Below are 5,948 nucleotides of genomic sequence, written 5' to 3'. Positions count from 1 at the left end.
GACACGGGCATGACGGACGCCGAGTGGTGGGAGGCGTACGGGCCCCTGCTGGCGAAGGTGTTCGACGCGGCGAAGTACCCGGTCGCGGCCCGGGTCGGGGCGGTCGCGGGGGAGGCGTACCAGGCGGCGTACGACCCCGAGCACGGGTTCGAGTTCGGGCTCGCCCGCGTGCTCGACGGCATCGAGAAGCTGGTGGCGTCCCGCGGCGCCGGGCCGAGCCGGCGACGGCCGAAGCGGTAACCGGCAGGCTGGCGCCCGGTTGGCTGTGCAGGTCGTTGCGTGCGTGGATCTTGGCGGCGGTCGGAGTGTTTGGTAACTACTGGCAGGCTGGCGCCGGTTGGCTGTGCAGGTCGTTGCGTGCGTGGATCTCCGCGGCCGTCACAGTGCTTGGTAACCGTGGCCGACGTCCGGCCTATTGCCAATATGTCCGGTTCTTGCGACCGTCCGGGCCATGAACTCGTCGACGGCCACCACGGTCTTCCTGCCGATCGCCCTCGCGGTGATCATGTTCGGTCTCGGCCTGTCGCTCACCGTGGCCGACTTCGCGCGGGTCGTCCGCTACCCGCGGGCCACCGTGGTCGCGCTCGGGTGCCAGGTGCTCGTGCTCCCGGCGATCTGCCTCGGCCTGGTCCTGCTGTTCGACCTGGACCCGCCGCTCGCCGTGGGCATGATGCTGCTCGCCGCCGCGCCGGGTGGCACCACCGCGAACCTGTTCAGCCACCTCGCGCACGGCGACGTGGCGCTCAACATCACGCTGACCGCGATCAACTCGGTCCTGGCCGTCGTCACGCTGCCGATCGTCGTCAACCTCTCGCTCCGCGGGTTCATGGACGGCGAGGACGCGATCGGCCTGCAGCCGGACAAGCTGCTGCAGGTGTTCGCGATCGTGCTCGTCCCGGTGGCCGTCGGGATGCTGGTCCGAAACCGCGCGCCCGGCTTCGCCGACCGTCTCGACCGGCCGGTGCGGATCGCGTCGGTCGCCGTGCTCGTCTCGGTCATCGCGGTCGCGGTGTTCCAGGAACGGGGGAACGTCGGCGGCTACATCGAGTCGGTCGGGCTGATCGCGCTCCTGTTCTGCGTGCTGAACCTCTCGATCGGCTACGCCGTGCCGCGCGCGTGCCACGTGCCGCGCGACCAGGCGGTCGCGTCGGCGTTCGAGATCGGCGTCCACAACAGCACCCTCGCGATCACCATCGCGCTCAGCCCGGCGCTGCTGGACAACGCCACGATGGCGATTCCCGCGGCGGTGTACGGCACCTCGATGTTCCTGCCCGCCGGCCTGCTCATCTACCTGCTGAACAGGCGGCGGCAGGTGGCGGACGAGAAGGTTCCTGACCGGTCAAGGCCATGAGCGGCACGCGTCACAACCCCGTTGCGCGCATCTCGCCGACATCCGAAATACTGGCGAGTAATAAGCAAGGCTGAGGCCCTGTTGTTCGCCGGATGCGGAGGCACTCGTGGTCGTTCGGATGGTTCTCGGTGTGGTCATCACCCTCGTGGTGCTGGCGGTCGCCGGGCGTCGGGCGAAGTTCCTGTACGACCTGGTCCGGTCGGGGCAGCCGGTCGATCGCTTCGACCACCTCGGCTCGCGGCTCTGGGCCCAGGTCAAGGAGGTCTTCGGCCAGCGCAAGCTGCTCAAGTGGTCGATCCCGGGCGCCGCGCACTTCTTCACGTTCTGGGGATTCGTCATCCTCATCACGGTCTACCTGGAGGCCTACGGGACGCTGTTCGACGCCGACTTCCACATCCCGTGGATCGGCCGCTGGGCCGTGCTGGGCTTCGCGCAGGACCTCATCGCGACGCTGGTGTTCGTCTCGATCGTCACGTTCGCGATCATCCGCGTCCGGCAGGCACCCGAACGCAGGCAGCGCTTGTCGCGGTTCTACGGCTCGCATACCGGCGGCGCGTGGCTGATCCTGTTCATGATCTTCAACGTCGTGTGGACGATGTTCCTGTTCCGCGGCGCCTCCGCGGCGGTCGGGACCTTCCCGTACGACTCCGGCGCGTGGGTCTCGCTCGGTGTCGGCGAGTTGCTGGAGCCGCTCGGGCACACGCCGAACGAGTGGCTCGAGTCGGTGGGGCTGCTGCTCCACATCGGTGTCATGCTCTCGTTCCTGATCGTGGTGCTGTACTCCAAGCACCTGCACATCTTCGTGGCGCCGATCAACGTGTCGACCAAGCGGCTGCCCGACGGGCTCGGCCCGCTGCTGCCGATGGAGTCGCACGGCAAGCCGATCGACTTCGAGGACCCCGACGAGGAGGACGTCTTCGGTCGCGGCAAGATCGAGGACTTCACGTGGAAGGGCATGCTCGACTTCGCCACGTGCACCGAGTGCGGGCGCTGCCAGAGCCAGTGCCCCGCGTGGAACACGGGCAAGCCGCTCTCGCCGAAGCTCGTGATCATGGACCTGCGTGACCACCTGTTCGCGAAGGCGCCGTACCTCATCGGGGGCCAGACCGTCCCGGACCACAGCGACGTCGACGTGCTCGAGCTGGCGTCGAAGAACGGCCACCACGTGCCGGAGTCCGGATACGGCCGGGTGCCGGGCACCGGGCCGGAGCAGGCGGTCCGCCCGCTGGTCGGCTCCGCCGAGGTCGGCGGCGTCATCGATCCGGACGTCCTGTGGTCCTGCACGACGTGCGGCGCGTGCGTCGAGCAGTGCCCGGTGGATATCGAGCACGTCGACCACATCGTCGACATGCGCCGTTACCAGGTGATGATCGAGTCGGACTTCCCGTCCGAGCTCGGCACCCTGTTCCGCAACCTGGAGAACAAGGGCAACCCCTGGGGCCAGAACAACTCCGAGCGTCTCGATTGGACGAAGGGGCTCGACTTCGAGGTGCCCGTGTTCGACGGGGAGCTGGCCGACGACGTGGAGTACCTGTACTGGATCGGCTGCGCGGGCGCGTTCGACGACAACGCGAAGAAGACCGTCCGGGCGACCGCCGAGCTCCTGCACATCGCCGGCGTGAAGTACGTGGTGCTCGGCACCGAGGAGACCTGCACCGGCGACCCGGCGCGGCGTTCGGGCAACGAGTTCCTGTTCCAGATGATGGCCCAGCAGACCGCGGAGATGCTGAACACCGTGTTCGAAGGCCGGGAACCGGTGCGCCGCAAGATCGTCACCACCTGCCCGCACTGCATGAACACGCTGGGCCGCGAGTACCCGCAGCTGGAGGGCATGATCCCGGCGTTCGAGGGGACCAGCGGGCACTACGAGGTCGTCCACCACACGCAGCTGCTCAACCGCCTGGTGCGCGAGGGCAGGCTGACGCCGGTGAAGCCGGCCGACGGTGGGGCGCCGGTGACCTACCACGACCCGTGCTACCTGGGCCGGCACAACAAGGTCTACGAGCCGCCGCGCGAGCTGGTCGGCGCGGCCGGTGCCGCGCTCACCGAGATGCCGCGGCACGCGGACCGGTCCCTGTGCTGTGGCGCGGGTGGCGCGCGGATGTGGATGGAAGAGCACATCGGCAAGCGGATCAACCTCGAGCGCGTCGACGAGGCACTGGACACGAACGCGAAGGAGGTCGTGACCGGCTGCCCGTTCTGCCGCGTCATGATCACCGACGGCCTGGTGCAGCGGCAGAGCGAGGACAGGGGCACGGACGTGCAGGTCCGGGACGTTTCGCAGATGCTGCTGGAGTCCGTGAAGCGCGGCGCGCCGCGAGCGGATCGAACCCTGTGAGCGAGCGCCGTCCGGACTGACGTGAGGTGGGAAGACGGCGAGCAGCGGAGGAGCGCGGCGGACAGGTCCACAGTCCGGCCGACCGTGCCGAAGGCGCCGGCCGGGAGATGCGCCGGAGTCATCCCGGACTCCAGTGGAACTCGTCCGCTCTCCTGCCCGGATTGCCGACACTGGCCCGGTGACCACCGATCCGCAGCGCCTCGTGAAACCGCCGGTCAAGCTGGACCGCGTGGTCATCAGGTTCGCCGGTGACTCCGGGGACGGCATTCAGCTCACCGGTGACCGGTTCACGTCCGAGGCCGCGACGTTCGGCAACGACCTGGCGACGCTGCCCAACTTCCCGGCCGAGATCCGCGCCCCCGCGGGCACGCTGCCGGGCGTCTCGTCGTTCCAGCTGCAGTTCGCCGACTACGACATCCAGACGCCGGGGGACCGCCCGGACGTGCTGGTGGCCATGAACCCGGCCGCGCTCAAGGCGAACATCGGCGACCTGCGCGCGGGCGGCACGCTCATCGTCAACACCGACGAGTTCGGGGCGCGGGCGCTGACCAAGGTCGGCTACGCCGCCAACCCGCTCGAGGACGGCTCGCTGGACGGCTTCCAGGTCCACGCGATCGCCATGGCGACGCTGACCAGGGGAGCGCTGGAGAGCACCGAGCTGTCCAAGAAGGACGCCGAGCGGTCGAAGAACATGTTCGCGCTGGGCCTGCTGTCGTGGATGTACCACCGGCCGGTCGAGGGCACGGAGTCGTTCCTGCGGGAGAAGTTCGCCCGCAAGCCGGAGATCGCCGAGGCCAACGTGCTGGCGCTGCGCGCGGGCTGGAACTACGGCGAGACGACCGAGGCGTTCGCGACGACCTACGACGTGGCGCCGGCCAAGGACTTCCCGCCCGGCCGCTACCGGCAGATCACCGGCAACACCGCACTCGCGTACGGGATCGTCGCGGCGGGACAGTGCTCGGGCCTGCCGGTGTTCCTGGGCGGTTACCCGATCACGCCGGCGTCGGACATCCTGCACGAGCTGGCCCGGCACAAGAACTTCGACATCACGACCATGCAGGCCGAGGACGAGATCGCCGGAATCGGTGCGGCGCTCGGGGCCGCGTACGGCGGTTCGCTCGGTGTCACCACGACGTCCGGGCCGGGGCTCGCGCTCAAGTCGGAGACCATCGGCCTCGCGGTGATGACCGAGCTGCCGCTGGTGATCATCGACGTCCAGCGCGGCGGGCCGTCCACGGGACTGCCGACCAAGACCGAGCAGGCGGACCTGCTGCAGGCGATGTTCGGGCGCAACGGCGAGTCCCCGGTGCCGGTCGTCGCGCCGTACTCGCCGGGCGACTGCTTCCACGCGGCGATCGAGGCGGCGCGGATCGCGTTGAAATACCGCACGCCGGTGCTGCTGCTCTCCGACGGCGCGCTGGCCAACGGTGCCGAGCCGTGGCTCATCCCGGACGTCGGCGAGCTGCCGGACCTGCGGGTGGAGTTCGCGACCGAGCCCAACGGGCCGGACGGCGAGCACTGGCCGTACCGGCGGGACCCGCACACGCTCGCGCGGGACTGGGCCGTCCCGGGCACGCCGGGTCTACAGCACCGGATCGGCGGGCTGGAGAAGGCCGACGGCAAGGGGAACATCTCCTACGACCCGGACAACCACGACCGCATGGTCCGCATCCGGCAGGCCAAAGTGGACGGCATCGACGTGCCGGACCTGGTCGTGGACGACCCGGCCGGTGCGGCGAACGTGCTGGTGCTCGGCTGGGGTTCGACGTACGGCCCGATCGGTGCGGCGTGCCGGTCGCTGCGCCGGCAGGGGCGGGCGGTGGCCCACGCGCAGCTGCGCCACCTGAACCCGTTGCCGCACAACCTGGGCGACGTGCTCGGCTCGTACGAGCGCGTGGTCGTCCCGGAGATGAACATGGGTCAGCTGGCCATGCTGGTACGCGCGCGGTACCTGGTCGACGCGGTCTCGTACACGAAGGTCGCGGGCCTGCCGTTCATGGAGGAGGAGCTCGTCGAGGTGCTCTCCGGTCACATCGACGAGACGGGCACGCGGCTCGCGAACGCCGCGTGAGCGAGCCAAGGAGCACTGCATGAGCACCATCGACCTGGGCTTCCCGAGCGGGCTGTCGGGTGTGCCGACGTCTGATGAGCCGCAGCGGGCGAAGGATTTCAAGTCGGATCAGGAGGTGCGGTGGTGTCCGGGGTGTGGTGACTATGTGGTGTTGAACGCGATGCAGTCGTTCCTGCCCTCGTTGGGGT

At 69.3% G+C, this 5,948-nt stretch carries 4 protein-coding genes and 1 pseudogene; all 5 read left to right on the top strand.

From position 1 onward, the window contains the following. Positions 1–240: TetR/AcrR family transcriptional regulator C-terminal domain-containing protein (locus tag VH969_RS13935; RefSeq protein ID WP_331974153.1), on the top strand; the 240-nt coding region annotated here is incomplete at its 5' end. Positions 241–451: 211 nt separating this feature from the next. Continuing rightward, positions 452–1,351, top strand: a complete 900-nt coding sequence (locus tag VH969_RS13930; RefSeq protein WP_331974152.1) for a bile acid:sodium symporter family protein — start codon at positions 452–454, stop codon at positions 1,349–1,351. Positions 1,352–1,457: 106 nt separating this feature from the next. After that, positions 1,458–3,689 carry a (Fe-S)-binding protein gene (locus tag VH969_RS13925; protein WP_331974151.1) on the top strand — a complete coding sequence of 744 codons (2,232 nt, stop codon included), beginning with the start codon at positions 1,458–1,460 and terminating at the stop codon, positions 3,687–3,689. A 178-nt stretch (positions 3,690–3,867) separates the two neighbouring features. Continuing rightward, positions 3,868–5,760: a 2-oxoacid:acceptor oxidoreductase subunit alpha gene (locus VH969_RS13920; protein WP_331974150.1), complete on the top strand. Its 1,893-nt coding sequence runs from the start codon at positions 3,868–3,870 to the stop codon at positions 5,758–5,760. Between the two features lie 19 nt (positions 5,761–5,779). Continuing rightward, positions 5,780–5,948 (top strand): annotated as a pseudogene (locus VH969_RS13915) (2-oxoacid:ferredoxin oxidoreductase subunit beta); the annotation flags it as partial.

The sequence above is a fragment of the Actinophytocola sp. genome, from assembly GCF_036555685.1.
Classification (GTDB): Bacteria; Actinomycetota; Actinomycetes; order Mycobacteriales; family Pseudonocardiaceae; genus Actinophytocola.
The sequence above is the reverse complement of the archived record's forward strand: the minus strand, read 5'-3'. Positions and strand labels throughout refer to the sequence as shown.